Origin of the sequence: Limosilactobacillus gorillae (genome assembly GCF_001293735.1) — a bacterium.
Lineage (GTDB): Bacteria > Bacillota > Bacilli > Lactobacillales > Lactobacillaceae > Limosilactobacillus > Limosilactobacillus gorillae.
Map to the genome: position 1 here is coordinate 20,070 of NZ_BCAH01000013.1, position 14,558 is coordinate 34,627.

Genomic DNA, 14,558 nt, shown 5'->3' on the forward strand with positions numbered 1-14,558 from the left:
TAGATTAAGGTAAGAGGAGAGAAACATGAAGAATCGAAAAGTTGTACTAGTTGGCGATGGGGCAGTTGGATCATCATTTGCCTTTTCCATATTGCAATCAACAACCGCCATTGATGAATTAGTAATCATTGACCTTAATAAAGAAAAATCAGCAGGGGATGCAAAAGATTTACAAGATATCATCCCCTTTGGTTCCGATGTTGATGTCCACATTGGTGATTACTCCGAAGCAGGGGACGCGGGGATTGTAGTGATCACTGCGGGGGTTCCTCGTAAGCCTGGGGAGACCCGGCTGGACCTAGTTAACAAGAACGCCAAGATTCTAAAGACGATCGTTGATCCCGTGGTAAAAAGTGGTTTTGAAGGGATCTTTGTGGTCTCTGCAAACCCAGTTGATATTTTAACCACCTTGACGCAAAAACTATCAGGCTTCCCTAAGGAGCGGGTCATTGGGACCGGGACCTCACTTGATAAGGCCCGGTTGGGAATGATCCTAAGTCAGCGGTTTAACTACAAGCCAAGTGAGATTGATGCCCTTGTCCTTGGCGAACATGGTGATACCTCTTTCATTAATTTTGATGAAGTCAAAGTGAACGGAAAACTGCTAAAGGAAATTACGAACCTTGACGAAGCAGCCAAGACACAATTGGAAGCCGAAGTTCGTGGTCGCGGTGGTGAGATTATCAAGAGTAAGGGTGCAACTCACTATGGGGTTGCTCGTTGCCTAGCCGTTATCTGCACGGCGATCTTAGAAAACCGTAACCGGATGATGGTTCTTTCGGCGCCGATGAATGGTGAGTACGGAATAAACCATGATCTTTACCTGGGCTCCCCCGTTGTTGTCAACGCTAGTGGGATTGCCTACGTGGTCGAAACTCCTTTGTCTGACCAGGAGTTAAAGAAGATGGCACACTCAGCCGATCAATTACAAAAAGTTTTGGATGCAGTTGAATTATAAGTAGGAGAAGAAGACATGAAAACCTTAGAGAAGGTCAACTATAGGGGCTTTATCGCTCCCGTAGTTATCGGAGTTATCTTATATTTAATCCCTTTGTTCTGGGTACCAGCAGGACTATCTGTCCAAGCATGGCAAACATTTGCCATCTTTGTCGCAACAATTGTTGGGTGTATCACTAAACCCCTGCCTATTGCGGGGACAACCTTGGTCGGGTTGATCGTGATGGTCCTGGTGGGACTCGCCCCAGTTGAAGATGTTGAGAATGCCCAGGGGGTTGTTACTAATTCAGGAATTCTCAGTGCTTTTAGTAACTCTTCATCATGGTTAATTGCTATGGCCTTCATTATGGCGGCCGGGATCATGAAGACTGGGCTAGGAAATCGGATTGCCTACAATATGATCAAATGGTTTGGGAAGCGTTCCTTAGGGATTGCTTATGCCCTTACAGGTTTGGAACTGATCTTAGGTGGTTTGATTCCATCAAACAGTGCCCGGACCGGGGGTGTGGTTTGGCCGCTGGTTGAGTCAATTTCAACTAATTACGACTCCAAGCCAAACGATCCGTCACGAAAGAAGATTGGGTCGTTCTTGGATTTTAGCGCCTTTCATGCGAACATCATTTCAACGGCCCTGTTTGTCACTGGGGCAGCTCCAAACATTGTGGTCCAACAAATGGCGGCCAAGGAACACTACAACATTACTTGGGTTTCTTGGTTCCTAGCGGCCTTAGTTCCCGTAATTATTTCGGCGGTTGTAGTTCCATTCTTGATTTACAAGATGTATGGTCCAGAAGTTAAGGAAACTCCTAATGCCCGGGAATGGTCCCAAAAGCAACTGGATACAATGGGGAAAATGACGGTTCCAGAAATTATTATGGGTCTGACCTTCAGTGGTGCGATCATCATGTGGGTTATGTCGAGTTTTATTAAACTTCCCCAGTTTAAAGCATCATTTGTGGCTTTCTTAGCCGTTGGGGTTCTGTTAGTCACGGGGGTCTTAACAGTTAAAGACGTCCTAAGTGAAACCGGGGCTTGGAATATCTTAATCTGGTTATCTGTCCTGGTCTTCATGGCCGGTAAGTTAACCAGCTACGGCTTTATCAAGTGGTTTGCTGGCCTGGTTGAATCCGGGCTACACGGAATTTCCTGGTGGATCGTCCTGCTTGTGTTGGTATTGGTAATGTTTTACTCTCACTACTTCTTCGCCAGTGGGACGGCCCACGTTACGGCACTATACCTGCCATTCTTATCCGTGGCGGTTGCAACTGGAGCCCCATTAGGCCTGTCTGCCATGTTACTGGCCTTTACGACGACCATCATGGCTTCAACGACTCACTATGCTAACGGACCAGCCTCCGTTCTGGCTTCAACTGGATACGTCACCCAGAGCGAATGGTGGAAGTACAACTTTATCTTAGGACTTGTTTACTTAGTCATCTTTGGTGTCTCAACACCAATCTGGTTAAAGGTTATCGGGATGTACTAATGCTGTAAAGAAATCAGGGATTGATGTGGTTAAGCATCAATCCCTGATTTTTTATTAAAAGGGGTTGTGATATTTTTGTCACAGCCCCTTTAACTTTACTATTCAGTTTTTTTCGTTGGGTGAACTTGATTAATTGGATTAGTAGGAACATCAGTACCTGCCAACAATTGGAGTGGTGATAAGACCTGAGAAATTCCTAAAATATTTCGAACATCGCGTTTGGAAATTGGATCCTCTGAAGTCAACCAGTAGCTAATGATGTTTACTATTAAGTTAACATAGATTTCTGTAACGTAATCAGCTGGAATCTTAACATTCGGTGTAAATCGTAGTTGATCCCAAACCGACCTGTGGGAGACAATTAGTTTAGGTAAGCGGGTAACGAATTCATTGCTAACTAACTTCTTAATTTTAGCTAAGAAGTTAATGTTCCCCTTATATGATAAAAGGGTTCCCGCTACTTCACGGTGGTTCGCACAGGTATCAATTGTGTTGACGAATGTTTGGTCTGCAAGCTCTGCTAACTGAAGCTGATTAGAAACTTCATCAATTTGAGACAAGGCTTCCCGATCCTTTATGAGGGCGTCACGGAGGTCAGTTAAGCACTCCTCCTCCATTTCATCTAGTAGCTCATTTTGATTCTCGTAGTAAGTATAAAAGGTCTTTTGACTAATTTCGGCCTCTCGAATGATGTCTTTAGTGGTCGTATTATTAAGCGACCGCTCTTTGATTGAGCTTAGAAAGCCCTTATAAATGCGGTTCTTAGTATTAATGACTCGGATGTCTGGCAAGATCCGAATACTCCTTTCAAAGTAGGTGGTTTATTGGGTAAGAGGATCACTGGTAAATTAACTTGCTTGCTAGTTAATTTATAATGGGCGTTACTTTTTATCGTTAGGTAATAGATCTTTCCATTCGTGGATGCCATTATATCATTTCTCTAATTAAAGTAAAATGATGATAAATGAGTAACGATAAGGCCAGTTAAGTATAATCAAATAATTCATTGATTCATTCTACGATAAACCCGCGGTTCTCCATATAGGGACTTTCCAAATACTATTTAAAGAGTATAACAATAGACAGTTCATGATCGGGGATTATGAACGAAAGGTCATGCTGAGTAGTACTCCCGACTAACCCTAATTAGTGAATTAAGAATATTTTTAATGAGGCGTTCCCATGAATTAGTATGGTGCTGATACTACTTAGTTATCGTTTACTAAAAAGCGCCAAATCCCATTAGATCAGGACTTGACGCTTCTTTGAGCTTCCTCAAATTTTCTAAAAAATGGAGATGGCGGGGTTCGAACCCGCGTCCGAGCATATCGCCGCTTCAACCTCTACGTTCATAGATCAACTATTTTAAGCTTCACCTATTCAAACGCCGCTAATCAAGGCTAACAGAATGGGCTAGCTTGCAAATCTCTTTTAAGGACCTCAAGCAGCACCCCTTAACGTAGTCCACTACAGATAAAACCCGGTACCGCACCATGGACGAGCCCGGCCGGATTTACGCGCGCTACTTGTTAGGCAGCGTATGCGTAAGATTGTGAATTATTGTTTGCAGTTATAATTTAAAACTGAGCGTTTTTACGAAGACGCAACCTTCGAAACGCAGTTGGAGCTCGACCTATACCCGTCGAATCCAAAAACATCCCCAAATAGAACATAAGACATTCTACCAAATATTTTTCTAAATTGCACGTAAGCAATCTTTAATATGAATAAAATAAACATCCAGGTGAATGTCGGCTATAATAGAACTACGGATGAGAATGAAATTAAAGGACTGAATGATAATGAAAATCCTAATGATTGAAGATAACCACTCAGTATGTGAAATGATGTCAATGTTTTTTAAAAAGGAAAAGTGGGACGCAACCTTTGCCTACGATGGTGAGGAAGCAGTCGAGGTTTTTGCAAAGGAAATTGACGACTGGGAGATGGTTTTACTAGACCTGAATCTTCCCAAAAAGGACGGAATGCAGGTGGCGGCCGATATCAGGCGCTTATCACCAACCGTACCGATTGTTATCCTAACGGCTCGCGATTCTGAAAGTGATCAAGTTTTAGGGTTAGAAATGGGTGCTGATGATTATGTTACGAAGCCATTTAGCCCCTTAACTTTGATTGCCCGGATCAAGGCCTTGCGTCGGCGGGTTCAACTGTCGGGAATTGCTAACAAGGCTGAACAGGTCACCTCTGAGTTTGACATTCAAACTAGCCACTTTAAACTCAATTCCAAGACACGTGAGGCGTACCTAAACGGGAACCTAATTTCGAACCTGACTCCCAAGGAATTTGACCTCTTAAAGACGCTGGCTTCCAAACCTAAACAGGTCTTTACCCGTGAGCAGCTTTTACAACTAGTGTGGGATTACGAGTTTTACGGTGATGAACGGACAGTTGACGCCCACATTAAAAAGCTGCGGCAAAAGATTGAAAAGGTGGGGCCAAAGGTTATTCAAACGGTGTGGGGAGTTGGTTATAAGTTTGATGATAGCGAGGCAGATGAAGACTAATGCGGTTAATGTACCGGCAGATGCTCGGTTTTGTGGCCGTCATCCTGTCATTAATGGTAATTTTAACGATTTCTTTTATCTCGGTCACTGATCAGACAACGTATCAGTCGACCTGGCGACAGTTAACTAAATATTCAGACAGCTTGGTTTGGGACTCAATTCGTTATAACCCCAAGACAAATGACTTTGCTGGGTTTGAAAACTCGGCCCTGTCAAGCAATGCTCGCTTGTTGTCCCGCCAAGACGTTCACTTTGCAATTTATAATGCGGCTAAAAAAGAACTGTACGCTAGTAATGGTTTCACCCCTAAGTTAACCAGTGATGACTGGGAACACCTACGTAAGGGGGATATCGTTAAAAAGAAGGCTGATTACCCTTCTTTTCGCCACGTAGATGTCGAAGGTAGGGAGTCATTGAGGACCTCGTCTGAAATGACTCTGATCATTCACCCTTACTTTTATAAGCAAAAACTAGTGGCGATTGTCACGATTGGAACCTTTGTCTCGTCGATGCGGCAAAACATTAAGCAGTTAATAAAAAACTTTGTCTTTGCCTTTCTGCTGGCTCTGTTAGTAGCCCTGATTATTTCCTATATGATTGCCCGCTCGTTGACTAAGCGGATCGACAAACTTAATACGGCCACCCATCAGGTTGCCCAAGGGAACTATCAAGTTCACCTGGCCAACAAAAATAAGGATGAACTTGATGAGTTGAGCGCTAATTTCAATCAGATGGTAAGCTCACTGCGCGAGTCGCAAGAAGAGATTCGACGCCAGGAAGAGCGGCGTAAGCAGTTTATGGCCGATGCTGCCCATGAAATGCGGACCCCACTAACAACCATTAATGGCCTTTTAGAGGGGCTTGCTTACGATGCAATTCCAGAAGAAGACAAGATGCATAGCATCCAGTTGATGCAAAACGATACTAAGCGGTTAATTCGTCTGGTTAACGATAATTTAAATTACGAAAAGATCCGAACAAATCAAATTAGTATGGAACGCAAGGTCTTTGATGGTGCGGCGGTTCTGGTTAACTTAAAGGAACAGTTGCATAAAAAAGCAGCGGCCAATAATGATGAATTGGAACTGACCGTGCCGAACAGTATTCCCGTCTATGCTGATTATGACCGTTTCGTTCAAATTATGTTTAACATTGTTCAAAACGCCATTCAGTTCACCACAAACGGTAAAATTAACATAAGTGCCCGCCGAGTAACCCATGGGACTGAGGTAAAGATTGCCGATACCGGAATTGGGATGACTAAAGAACAGGTGAAAAACATATGGGAACGCTTCTATAAGGCCGACCGGTCCCGAATGAACTCTCAGTACGGAGAATCGGGGCTGGGGATGGCGATCGTCCATCAATTAGTTGAGCTTCACGGCGGAAAAATTAACGTCGATTCAGTCTATGGGAAGGGGACAACCTTTACCATCTTTTTCCCAGATCGTGAACACGCGCCTCACAGTGGTGATGAACACAACTAGCATTAATTGAAGAAGGTCCTTGTCCGGTTAGGTTTAACGGGATGGGGCCTTTTATGTAGGAAAAATGAAAGTATTGTTACTTAATTGTGAATGATAATAGATAGACCAATTTTTTTTAAAGCGGTAAAAACACTGTAGAATCAATCATCAATATTCGTAGACCGGATTTGATAATTGCTAAAAAGCTTGTGAAACCGGTTACCGTGTTATAGAATATTAAGGTTGAGATTTGAGAATTCTATATTGTTAGGAGAGAGATAGAGAGATGGAATACTTAATCGCACTTATTCCTGCCCTTGGGTGGGGGTTAATGCCGCTGATTACCGGAAAAATGGGGGGAACGGAAGCCAACCAAATTTTTGGGATTGGAGCTGGGGCCTCAATCGTTGGGATCATTGCTTTTTTGATTACTCAACCAACTATTTCAGTAGGGGCCTTTATCTTTTCGATGGTCTGTGGGGCCCTTTGGTCGACGGCCCAAATTGGTCAATTCGTGTCCTTTAAGCGGATGGGGGTTTCCTCAACAATTCCGTTGTCCACGGTTTTCCAACTAGTTGGGAACTCCTTAATTGGGGTCATGATCTTTGGTGAATGGAAGGGTGCTAAGGCCCTTTTGATCGGTTTTACGGCCCTTTTGATCGTGATTATTGGGGCGGTAATGACTTCCGTAACTGACGAAAAGGGATCTAGTAAGGTCAACATGTCCAACGTGCTGTTCTTGTTGGTAACAACGATCGGTTACTGGATTTACTCAGCCTTCCCGAAGATCCCATACTTAGCTAACCAAAGCTCCGAAGGGATTTTCTTGCCAGAAGTGCTAGGGATCTTAGTGGGGGCTGTTTTATACGAACTATTCACTGGCAATGCTAAGGCCTTTGGTCAAAAGGAACAATACACCAACATTTTGGGTGGGATCTCATGGGGGATCGCGGCCTTTGCCTACATCTTCGCTGCCCGGGATTTAGGGGTTAACGTCGCCTTTATCTTCACCCAGTTGAATGTGATTATTGCTACCCTGGGGGGCATCTTGGTTCTGCACGAACACAAGTCCAAGCGCGAAATGAAGTTCACTCTATTAGGGATCTTGTTAATCGTGGTTGGTTCCGTATCAACGATCTTTGCTTAATTAGCATTGACAGATACTATGAAAAACTAAAAAGTTAGGCTCTATTACCCAAAGTTCAGCTTTGGGTAATAGAGCCTTTTTAATTATTAGAATAATTGTACCTATTTCTACTTAGGGTATACAATGACCCTGAACGTAAATGGCTTTTGTTTACAAAAGTATTATGTTTGAGGAGTGAAACTCCTGTTTTCGAAGTTAAGGTTTACACTAAGTTAGAATCATGCTAATCTAGTTAATACAGATGATAACTATTCTAATTAAGGAGGGCATTCATATGAACTTTTTAAACCAAGAAATTAACGACTTTAAGGTACAAGCATACCAAGATGGCGATACTAAAGAAGTTACTAAGGAAGATGTCTTAGGGAAGTGGAGTATTTTCTTCTTCTACCCGGCCGACTTCTCCTTTGTTTGTCCTACGGAACTAGAAGCATTACAAGATAAGTACGAAGAATTCAAGCAGGCAAACGCTGAGATCTACTCCGTTTCCGAAGATACGGAATTTGTTCATAAGGCCTGGGCGGAAGCATCTGAGGAAATTGGTAAGGTTAAATACCCAATGCTAGCTGACCCAGCGGGTAAGTTGGCACGGATGTTTGACGTTTTAGATGAAGAAGCTGGTCAAGCATACCGGGGTGTATTCATTGTTGACCCGGATGGCAAAATCCAGTCATACACCATTAACAACATGGGGATCGGTCGTTCCGCAGATGAAATCTTCCGGACACTGCAGGCAGCTCAATTCGTTCGCGAACACGGTGATCGCGTTTGCCCGGCTAACTGGAAACCAGGTGAGGACACGATCAAGCCGAGTCTTGATCTCGTGGGGAAGCTGTAAAAGGCGGTGATTTAAATGGACCAAGAGCACGTTTATGATTTAATCATTATTGGGGCCGGTCCAGCTGGGCTTTCAGCCGGAATTTACGCTGGGCGTGCAACCCTGGATACCTTGATTTTGGAGGCGGATACGGTTGGGGGGCAGGTAACGACTACCTCAGTTGTGTACAACTACCCGGCTGCTCCGGCCGTTGATGGGACCCAATTAGCTAATCAAATGCAAAAGCAGGCAGCAGACTTTGGGGTAACGATCAAACGTGATGGGGTGCAAGAGGTCCAATTGGACGGGAAGATCAAGGTGATCACGACCAAGAGTGGCCACCGCTACCAGACCCGTAGCGTTATTGTTGCCACTGGGGCCCACCCACGTAAAGTCGGCTTTAAGGGTGAAGATGAGTTCCGTGGTCACGGAGTGGCATACTGTTCTACCTGCGATGGAGAACTCTTCTCAGGCCTGCAGGTTTTTGTAGTTGGTGGGGGGTATGCCGCTGCTGAAGAGGCTGATTACCTGACCCGCTATGCTAAGCACGTTACGGTACTGGTACGAGGGGATCATTTCTCCTGTCCGCCACTTACGGCTTCCCGAGCACTGGATAACCCTAAGGTCTCCGTTAAGTACAACACGGAGGTCAAGGAAGTTAAGGGAAATACCTATTTAACAGAGATGACGTTAGTAAATAACAAGACCGATCAGGAGCAAACCTACCAAGTTATAGACGGTGATAAAACTTTCGGAATCTTCGTTTACGTTGGAACTGAACCGGAAACGGAACTTTTCAAAGATCAGTTGGATCTCGATCGTCACGGTTATATCCTTGCCGATGAGCAGTGTGCAACTAATATTGCCGGGGTTTATGCTGCTGGGGATGTCTTGGCTAAGAAGCTTCGTCAGATTATCACGGCTGCTTCTGATGGGGCCATAGCAGCTACTAACGCAGAAGCCTATATCACGGCGGAAAAGAAGCATTTGGGGATTTCAGTGCATGCGACCCCGGCCAAGCCAGCCACTAAGACGGTCGGTCAAACTAGTCAGGTGGCAGCCTCTCAACCGGCCCCACAGCATACCGGCGATTGGTTCACACCGGACCTAGTGGCCCAATTAAAGTCAATCTTTGGGCGGTTGAATAAAGATGTCACCCTTCAAGTGTTGGGGGATAACGGACAATTGAGTCAGGAGCTAACTTCGTTTGTGAATGAGTTAGCTAAGCTGGACGATCACCTTCAAGTAGCCACAGCTTCAATTCCTGCGGGCTTAAAATTAGCGCCTCAACTACGTCTATTAGTTGATGACTTGGACACTGGCCTGCACTTTGCTGGGGTTCCAACCGGCCACGAAATTAATTCCTTGATTTTAGGAATCTATAATGTGGCGGGCCCGGGGCAAGAGATTGCACCGGAACTGGTGGAACGGATCAAAGCCCTTCCCCAAACGGACATTCAAATTGGGGTATCCTTGACCTGTCACTTCTGTCCGGATGTGGTGACGGCCTGTCAGCAAATGGCATCTTTAAACCCAGCGGTAACTGCTACGATGATTGATTTACAGCACTTCCCATGGTTACGAGAGGAGCGCCAAATTATGTCAGTTCCAGCAACAATGATTAATGGGGGCCCGGTTATTTTCGGTAGTCAATCCCTCGAAGAATTAGTCCAGGCGGCAGAGCAAGCAAAAATTAAAAGTTAGTAATTAAAAGTGGGTCTATCTTGATCAGAGATTATTGCCTTCCCAAAAAGATCGGTCCACTTTTTTTAGTGGTGGAGATTGAAAACGGATCCATAAACGGTTATTATTCTAGTTAGTGAAAAAAATAGCAATCCAGAAAGAGGTAATTGGAAACATGGAAACGCTAAGCTTTGATGCAAGTGCTTTAAAGAAGTTTGTCCACGAAAACGAACTGGCCGAGATGCAGGCGATGGTAACCGCCGCTGACCGCCAGTTACGTGACGGGACCGGGGCCGGGGCCGGGGCGGACTTCCGCGATTGGCTCCACCTGCCAACGGAATACGACAAGGCCGAATTCGCCCGGATCAAGCAGGCGGCGAAAAAGATCCAAGCGGACTCCGAAGTCTTAGTGGTGATCGGGATCGGGGGCTCCTACCTGGGGGCCCGGATGGCGATCGACTTCTTGCATGACTCCTTTTACCAGGCCCAGACCCCTGCCGACCGGAAGCAGCCGCTGGTGCTCTTTGCCGGCAACAGCTTGTCCTCCAGCTACTTAGCCGACCTGCTTCGCTTGATCGGCGACCGCGACTTCTCGGTTAACGTGATCTCAAAGTCCGGGACCACCACGGAACCGTCGATCGCCTTCCGGGTCTTCCGGCAGCGCTTGGAAGCGAAGTACGGGGAAGCCGGCGCCAACGCGCGGATCTACGCTACGACTGATCGGCAGCGCGGGGCCCTGAAGACCGAGGCGGACGCCGCAGGCTGGGAAACCTTCGTGATTCCGGACGGCGTCGGTGGTCGCTTCTCGGTCCTGACGGCCGTCGGCCTCTTGCCAATCGCCGTTTCTGGGGCGGACATCGACCAGTTGATGGCCGGCGCTGCCAAGGCAGCCGCCACCTATACGGACCCGGACCTGACGACCAACGCGGCCTACCGATACGCGGCTTACCGGAACATCTTGTACCGGAAGGGGTACACGACAGAACTGCTGGAAAACTACGAACCGAACATGACCATGCTGGCCGAATGGTGGAAGCAGCTGGCCGGTGAATCAGAGGGGAAAGACCAAAAGGGGATCTACCCATCAAGCGCCAACTTCACCACCGACCTGCACTCCCTCGGCCAATACATCCAAGAAGGGCGCCGGAACCTAATGGAAACGGTCGTTAAGCTGACCGAACCGAACCACAACCTGCAGGTCCCAAGCGCGAAGAGCGACCTGGACGGGCTCAAGTACCTGGAAGGCAAGGAAATTGATTGGGTTAACACGCAGGCCTACCGGGCCGTGGTAGCGGCCCACACCGCTGGGGGCGTCCCGGTTATGACCGTTAACATCGCCAAGGAAGACGAGTTCACCCTAGGCTACCTGATCTACTACTTCGAAGTCGCAATGGCCATTTCGGGGTACTTAAACGGGATCAATCCGTTTAACCAACCCGGGGTGGAAGCCTACAAGACAAACATGTTTGGCCTGCTGGGGAAGCCGGGCTACGAAGCAATCGGGCAGCAGCTGAAAAAAGAAATCGGTGACTAAATACGTCGAATGAAAAAACGCTTGGAAAAAAGCCGGCGCCAGTTACAACAGCATCTGGCCGTGACGATGGTGACCACCCTGGCCCTTTGGTTCTTGAGCCTTATGGGAACCTTGCCCTTCATTAAGTACATTGTCATAGTAGGGCTCTTATATTGCTTAATACTCTTGGGATTGTTAGCATGGATCACTATTGAGCTTCATCGAAAATAAATAACGACCCCTGGTCAGTTACATTGGCTGACTAGGGGTCGTTATTATCTTAAGGGGATCCAAGAAAGCTAGCCACCAATTCTCTGTTATCAGGGAAGTAGCTAAGGATAGAGCACTATCGAGGTGGTCAACATCATGGGTGTTCTCTGTTCGTAAGGATAATGTTAATTGCTAGCAACGGTTGAACTTGCCTTGTTGCTAGCAGTATCTTGGCTGTACAGTTTTTGAACGTTTTGGATGTCAATAGGTTGAATTGTGTAATTTGATCCAGCTGGTTGCATTACTGATGTGGCACTGTCATGGTCAAGCCCGATTACGTGGCCTAGTTCGTGCTCGGCGGTGTTAACAATCCGCTGGTAGGAGTAGCCGTAGGTCGGGTTTAAAAGATAGGCCCGGTTCAAGTAGAGCTTACCAGAAACAAAGTGTCCCGTGGTTTCGTCCAAGCTCATCTGGGTGAGTCCAGCTGCCTGGTTGGAACTATCATCCATGGTTGAAGCGATCACAGTAGCCTTGTCCTTGTCGTTAGTGATGTGAAAGGTAAACGCCCCAGTGTTATTCCACTGGCTAATGGCGTCCTCTAAGGCGTTTTTAAGGGTCTGATTTTGAATTGCAATGTAGATTGTGGTACTGTTTTTAACCCACCGACCGCCACCGCCGGACTCGTCGATCGTACTGGTTTGGCTCTGAGACGTTTCCTGTTTAGAAGTGGTGTTTTGGCCGCTCAGTTGGCGAACGTAATTCTCAAGTCGCAAGACCACGGTGTCGGTTCGCTCATGAAAGGTGGGGTTATTTTGGTAGGCCCAGATCCCAACCACAAAAAGGGTGAAGTAGGCTAAGGGCGTAATCAAAAAACGAAGGAAACGAATGGTAAAAACCTCCTTGGGATAAAGGCGAAGCGCCCTTCCTTAGTGCGGGTATTGGTGGTTAAATTCGTAAACTAGTTCTGGTTCCTGACTTAAGCGACGGTTCCTGTTAAGTCCCTTGATCAGCATCATTTCGTCGTCACTTAACGTAAAGTCGTAGATGGCGGCGTTTTGGCTGATTCGATCTTTGTGGACCGACTTAGGAATAAAGGAGATACCAGATTGGAGTTGCCAGCGTAAGATCACCTGGGCCACGGAACGGTCATGGGCACTGGCGATTTTTTTTAGGATTGGTTCTTCCATTAGTTGTCCCCGCCCAAGTGGGGCCCAGGCTTGAGTAACTATGTTGTGAGCACGGTTGTATTCGACCATTGGCTCTTCTTGCAACCAAGGGTGGCGTTCCAATTGGTCAACAACTGGCATCTCCCGTGCTCTAGTTGCTAGGTATTGGAGGTGGATCATTCCGTAATTAGAGACACCGATTGACTTGGTAAGCCCGTCCCTTTTAAGGTCTTCAAAAGCTCGCCACGTGTCAAAGAAATGCTCGTTGATGGGCCAGTGGATCAGTAATAAATCGACGTAGTCTAGTTGCAGGCGTTTTAAGGATTCCTTGGTGGAAGCAATCGCCTGATCGTAGCCCTGGTTTTGTTCAGCAACCTTAGTGGTGATAAAGTAGTTATCCCGGGGTTGATTGAGTTCTTTTAAGGCCTTTCCCAGGGCAGCTTCATTTTCATACATTTGGGCTGTGTCAAACAGCCGGTAGCCTGCGTCAAAGGCATGTGTAACGGCGTTAATCAGTTCCCGATCATCAGTGATCTTGTAAACCCCAAAGCCATGGGAGGGCATTTGATTACCGTCGGCTAGGGTAAGTAAGTTACTTGAAATGTCCATAAGGGCAAAATCCTCCTCGGTGATTTCTTCTTATTATAACCAAAATTAACAAGAAGGGAATTAGTTGCACTTGCCACCGTTGGTTCAAAGTGGGTAAAATATTATGGAAAAGTTTCCACTAGTAGTGAAAGCGAGGGATTAAACATGCGCAAGCCATTTGTGGTCGCGAACTGGAAAATGCATAAAAGCGTTGATGAAGCGTTAGACTTTATCCGGAGCTTACAAGGGCGTCTCCCAGATCCGGCACTGGTCGAGTCTGGGGTGGCCGCTAACTTTTTAGCCCTGTACCCAATGTTGCAAGAGGTTAAGGGTCAACCATTGGAAATTATTTCCCAAAATGCCTATGCGGAATATGAGGGGGCTTATACTGGTGAGGTAAGTCCTAAGGCCTTGGCTGACGCCGGGATTAACTACGCCTTGTTAGGACATATTGAACGGCGTAAGCTTTTTAATGAGAATGATGACCTGGTTAACCGTAAGGTGATTGCCGCGTTGCAGGTCGGGATGACGCCGATTATCTGTACCGATGAGACGATGATTCAAAAAGAATTCAGCGGTAGTGTTCATTATGTTTTTGAACAATTAATTAACGTTCTACGCGGTGTTTCCTTTGATCAAGTTAAAAATATTATCATTTCATACGAACCAAGCTGGGCCGTAGGGGTTGGACAACATGCTAACCCAAACCTGGCCGAAGAGGGGTGTCGCCTAATTAGGCAGACCATTGCGGATTCTTATTCCTATGAGGTAGCCGATAAGATCCGGATCCTCTATGGTGGTTCCGTTAACCCGGAAAACATCAAGGAAATAATGAATAAGCCCAATATTGATGGTGTCTTAATTGGACGGGCCAGCCTGGATGCCGATAATTTTTTGTCGATGATTAATACGGTGGCTGATATTTATCAAAAAAAAGCTGCCCAATAGCTATGGTGCTAGATTAAAAAGATCCTGGATCGTGAAGTGCCCCATAATCGTT

General features: G+C 46.2%; 13 protein-coding genes and 1 other RNA gene. 10 read left to right on the forward strand and 4 right to left on the reverse strand.

The features are described from left to right. Nucleotides 1-25 precede the first annotated feature (25 nt). Nucleotides 26-958: an L-lactate dehydrogenase gene (locus tag AOQ57_RS02370; protein WP_093624856.1), complete on the forward strand. Its 933-nt coding sequence runs from the start codon at nucleotides 26-28 to the stop codon at nucleotides 956-958. A gap of 15 nt (nucleotides 959-973) precedes the next feature. Continuing rightward, on the forward strand, nucleotides 974-2,443 hold the full coding sequence (locus tag AOQ57_RS02375; RefSeq protein ID WP_093624858.1) for a DASS family sodium-coupled anion symporter: 1,470 nt from the start codon (nucleotides 974-976) through the stop codon (nucleotides 2,441-2,443). A 98-nt stretch (nucleotides 2,444-2,541) separates the two neighbouring features. Here AOQ57_RS02375 and AOQ57_RS02380 read toward each other — a convergent pair whose 3' ends face one another. Both AOQ57_RS02380 and ssrA read right to left on the reverse strand, forming a co-directional pair. Then, complete coding sequence (locus AOQ57_RS02380; RefSeq protein ID WP_115873768.1) at nucleotides 2,542-3,234, reverse strand: TetR/AcrR family transcriptional regulator; 693 nt, start codon at nucleotides 3,232-3,234, stop codon at nucleotides 2,542-2,544. Nucleotides 3,235-3,732: 498 nt separating this feature from the next. Further along, nucleotides 3,733-4,105, reverse strand: a transfer-messenger RNA (tmRNA) gene (gene ssrA / locus AOQ57_RS02385). Nucleotides 4,106-4,245: 140 nt separating this feature from the next. Between ssrA and AOQ57_RS02390 the strand changes: the two genes are divergently transcribed. The 7 genes from AOQ57_RS02390 (at nucleotide 4,246) to AOQ57_RS02420 (ending at nucleotide 11,825) form a co-directional block, all read left to right on the forward strand. After that, nucleotides 4,246-4,968: a response regulator transcription factor gene (locus AOQ57_RS02390; protein WP_093624862.1), complete on the forward strand. Its 723-nt coding sequence runs from the start codon at nucleotides 4,246-4,248 to the stop codon at nucleotides 4,966-4,968. Beyond that, on the forward strand, nucleotides 4,968-6,455 hold the full coding sequence (locus AOQ57_RS02395; RefSeq protein ID WP_093624864.1) for an ATP-binding protein: 1,488 nt from the start codon (nucleotides 4,968-4,970) through the stop codon (nucleotides 6,453-6,455). The genes AOQ57_RS02390 and AOQ57_RS02395 overlap by 1 nt, the downstream gene beginning before the upstream one ends. Before the next feature lie 265 nt (nucleotides 6,456-6,720). Then, nucleotides 6,721-7,581, forward strand: coding sequence for a GRP family sugar transporter (locus AOQ57_RS02400; protein WP_093624866.1), 861 nt, complete (start codon nucleotides 6,721-6,723; stop codon nucleotides 7,579-7,581). A gap of 274 nt (nucleotides 7,582-7,855) precedes the next feature. Continuing rightward, the gene (gene ahpC, locus AOQ57_RS02405) at nucleotides 7,856-8,419 is read left to right on the forward strand and encodes an alkyl hydroperoxide reductase subunit C (protein ID WP_093624868.1); all 564 of its coding nucleotides are present in this window, start codon (nucleotides 7,856-7,858) and stop codon (nucleotides 8,417-8,419) included. 15 nt (nucleotides 8,420-8,434) lie between these two features. After that, nucleotides 8,435-10,102, forward strand: a complete 1,668-nt coding sequence (locus AOQ57_RS02410; protein WP_093624870.1) for an FAD-dependent oxidoreductase — start codon at nucleotides 8,435-8,437, stop codon at nucleotides 10,100-10,102. A 154-nt stretch (nucleotides 10,103-10,256) separates the two neighbouring features. Continuing rightward, nucleotides 10,257-11,615 (forward strand): glucose-6-phosphate isomerase, encoded by a 1,359-nt coding sequence (locus AOQ57_RS02415; RefSeq protein WP_093624871.1) that lies wholly within the window; start codon nucleotides 10,257-10,259, stop codon nucleotides 11,613-11,615. A 9-nt stretch (nucleotides 11,616-11,624) separates the two neighbouring features. After that, nucleotides 11,625-11,825, forward strand: a complete 201-nt coding sequence (locus AOQ57_RS02420; RefSeq protein WP_093624873.1) for a hypothetical protein — start codon at nucleotides 11,625-11,627, stop codon at nucleotides 11,823-11,825. A gap of 164 nt (nucleotides 11,826-11,989) precedes the next feature. Here the strand turns inward: AOQ57_RS02420 and AOQ57_RS02425 are convergent, their stop codons facing one another. Both AOQ57_RS02425 and AOQ57_RS02430 read right to left on the reverse strand, forming a co-directional pair. Continuing rightward, nucleotides 11,990-12,673 (reverse strand): M57 family metalloprotease, encoded by a 684-nt coding sequence (locus tag AOQ57_RS02425; RefSeq protein WP_235788995.1) that lies wholly within the window; start codon nucleotides 12,671-12,673, stop codon nucleotides 11,990-11,992. 57 nt (nucleotides 12,674-12,730) lie between these two features. Then, complete coding sequence (locus AOQ57_RS02430) at nucleotides 12,731-13,579, reverse strand: aldo/keto reductase (RefSeq protein ID WP_093624876.1); 849 nt, start codon at nucleotides 13,577-13,579, stop codon at nucleotides 12,731-12,733. A gap of 144 nt (nucleotides 13,580-13,723) precedes the next feature. Here AOQ57_RS02430 and tpiA point away from each other — a divergent pair, with 144 nt between their 5' ends. After that, nucleotides 13,724-14,506, forward strand: coding sequence for a triose-phosphate isomerase (tpiA, locus tag AOQ57_RS02435; RefSeq protein ID WP_093624878.1), 783 nt, complete (start codon nucleotides 13,724-13,726; stop codon nucleotides 14,504-14,506). The last annotated feature ends 52 nt before the right edge of the window (nucleotides 14,507-14,558 follow it).

What these genes read in the sequence shown, in the direction of transcription:
- AOQ57_RS02370 (WP_093624856.1), top strand. Translation starts at nt 26, where the DNA reads ATGAAGAATCGAAAAGTTGTACTAGTTGGCGATGGGGCAGTTGGATCA.
- AOQ57_RS02375 (WP_093624858.1), top strand. Translation starts at nt 974, where the DNA reads ATGAAAACCTTAGAGAAGGTCAACTATAGGGGCTTTATCGCTCCCGTA.
- AOQ57_RS02390 (WP_093624862.1), top strand. Translation starts at nt 4,246, where the DNA reads ATGAAAATCCTAATGATTGAAGATAACCACTCAGTATGTGAAATGATG.
- AOQ57_RS02395 (WP_093624864.1), top strand. Translation starts at nt 4,968, where the DNA reads ATGCGGTTAATGTACCGGCAGATGCTCGGTTTTGTGGCCGTCATCCTG.
- AOQ57_RS02400 (WP_093624866.1), top strand. Translation starts at nt 6,721, where the DNA reads ATGGAATACTTAATCGCACTTATTCCTGCCCTTGGGTGGGGGTTAATG.
- ahpC (WP_093624868.1), top strand. Translation starts at nt 7,856, where the DNA reads ATGAACTTTTTAAACCAAGAAATTAACGACTTTAAGGTACAAGCATAC.
- AOQ57_RS02410 (WP_093624870.1), top strand. Translation starts at nt 8,435, where the DNA reads ATGGACCAAGAGCACGTTTATGATTTAATCATTATTGGGGCCGGTCCA.
- AOQ57_RS02415 (WP_093624871.1), top strand. Translation starts at nt 10,257, where the DNA reads ATGGAAACGCTAAGCTTTGATGCAAGTGCTTTAAAGAAGTTTGTCCAC.
- AOQ57_RS02420 (WP_093624873.1), top strand. Translation starts at nt 11,625, where the DNA reads ATGAAAAAACGCTTGGAAAAAAGCCGGCGCCAGTTACAACAGCATCTG.
- AOQ57_RS02430 (WP_093624876.1), bottom strand. Translation starts at nt 13,579, where the DNA reads ATGGACATTTCAAGTAACTTACTTACCCTAGCCGACGGTAATCAAATG.
- tpiA (WP_093624878.1), top strand. Translation starts at nt 13,724, where the DNA reads ATGCGCAAGCCATTTGTGGTCGCGAACTGGAAAATGCATAAAAGCGTT.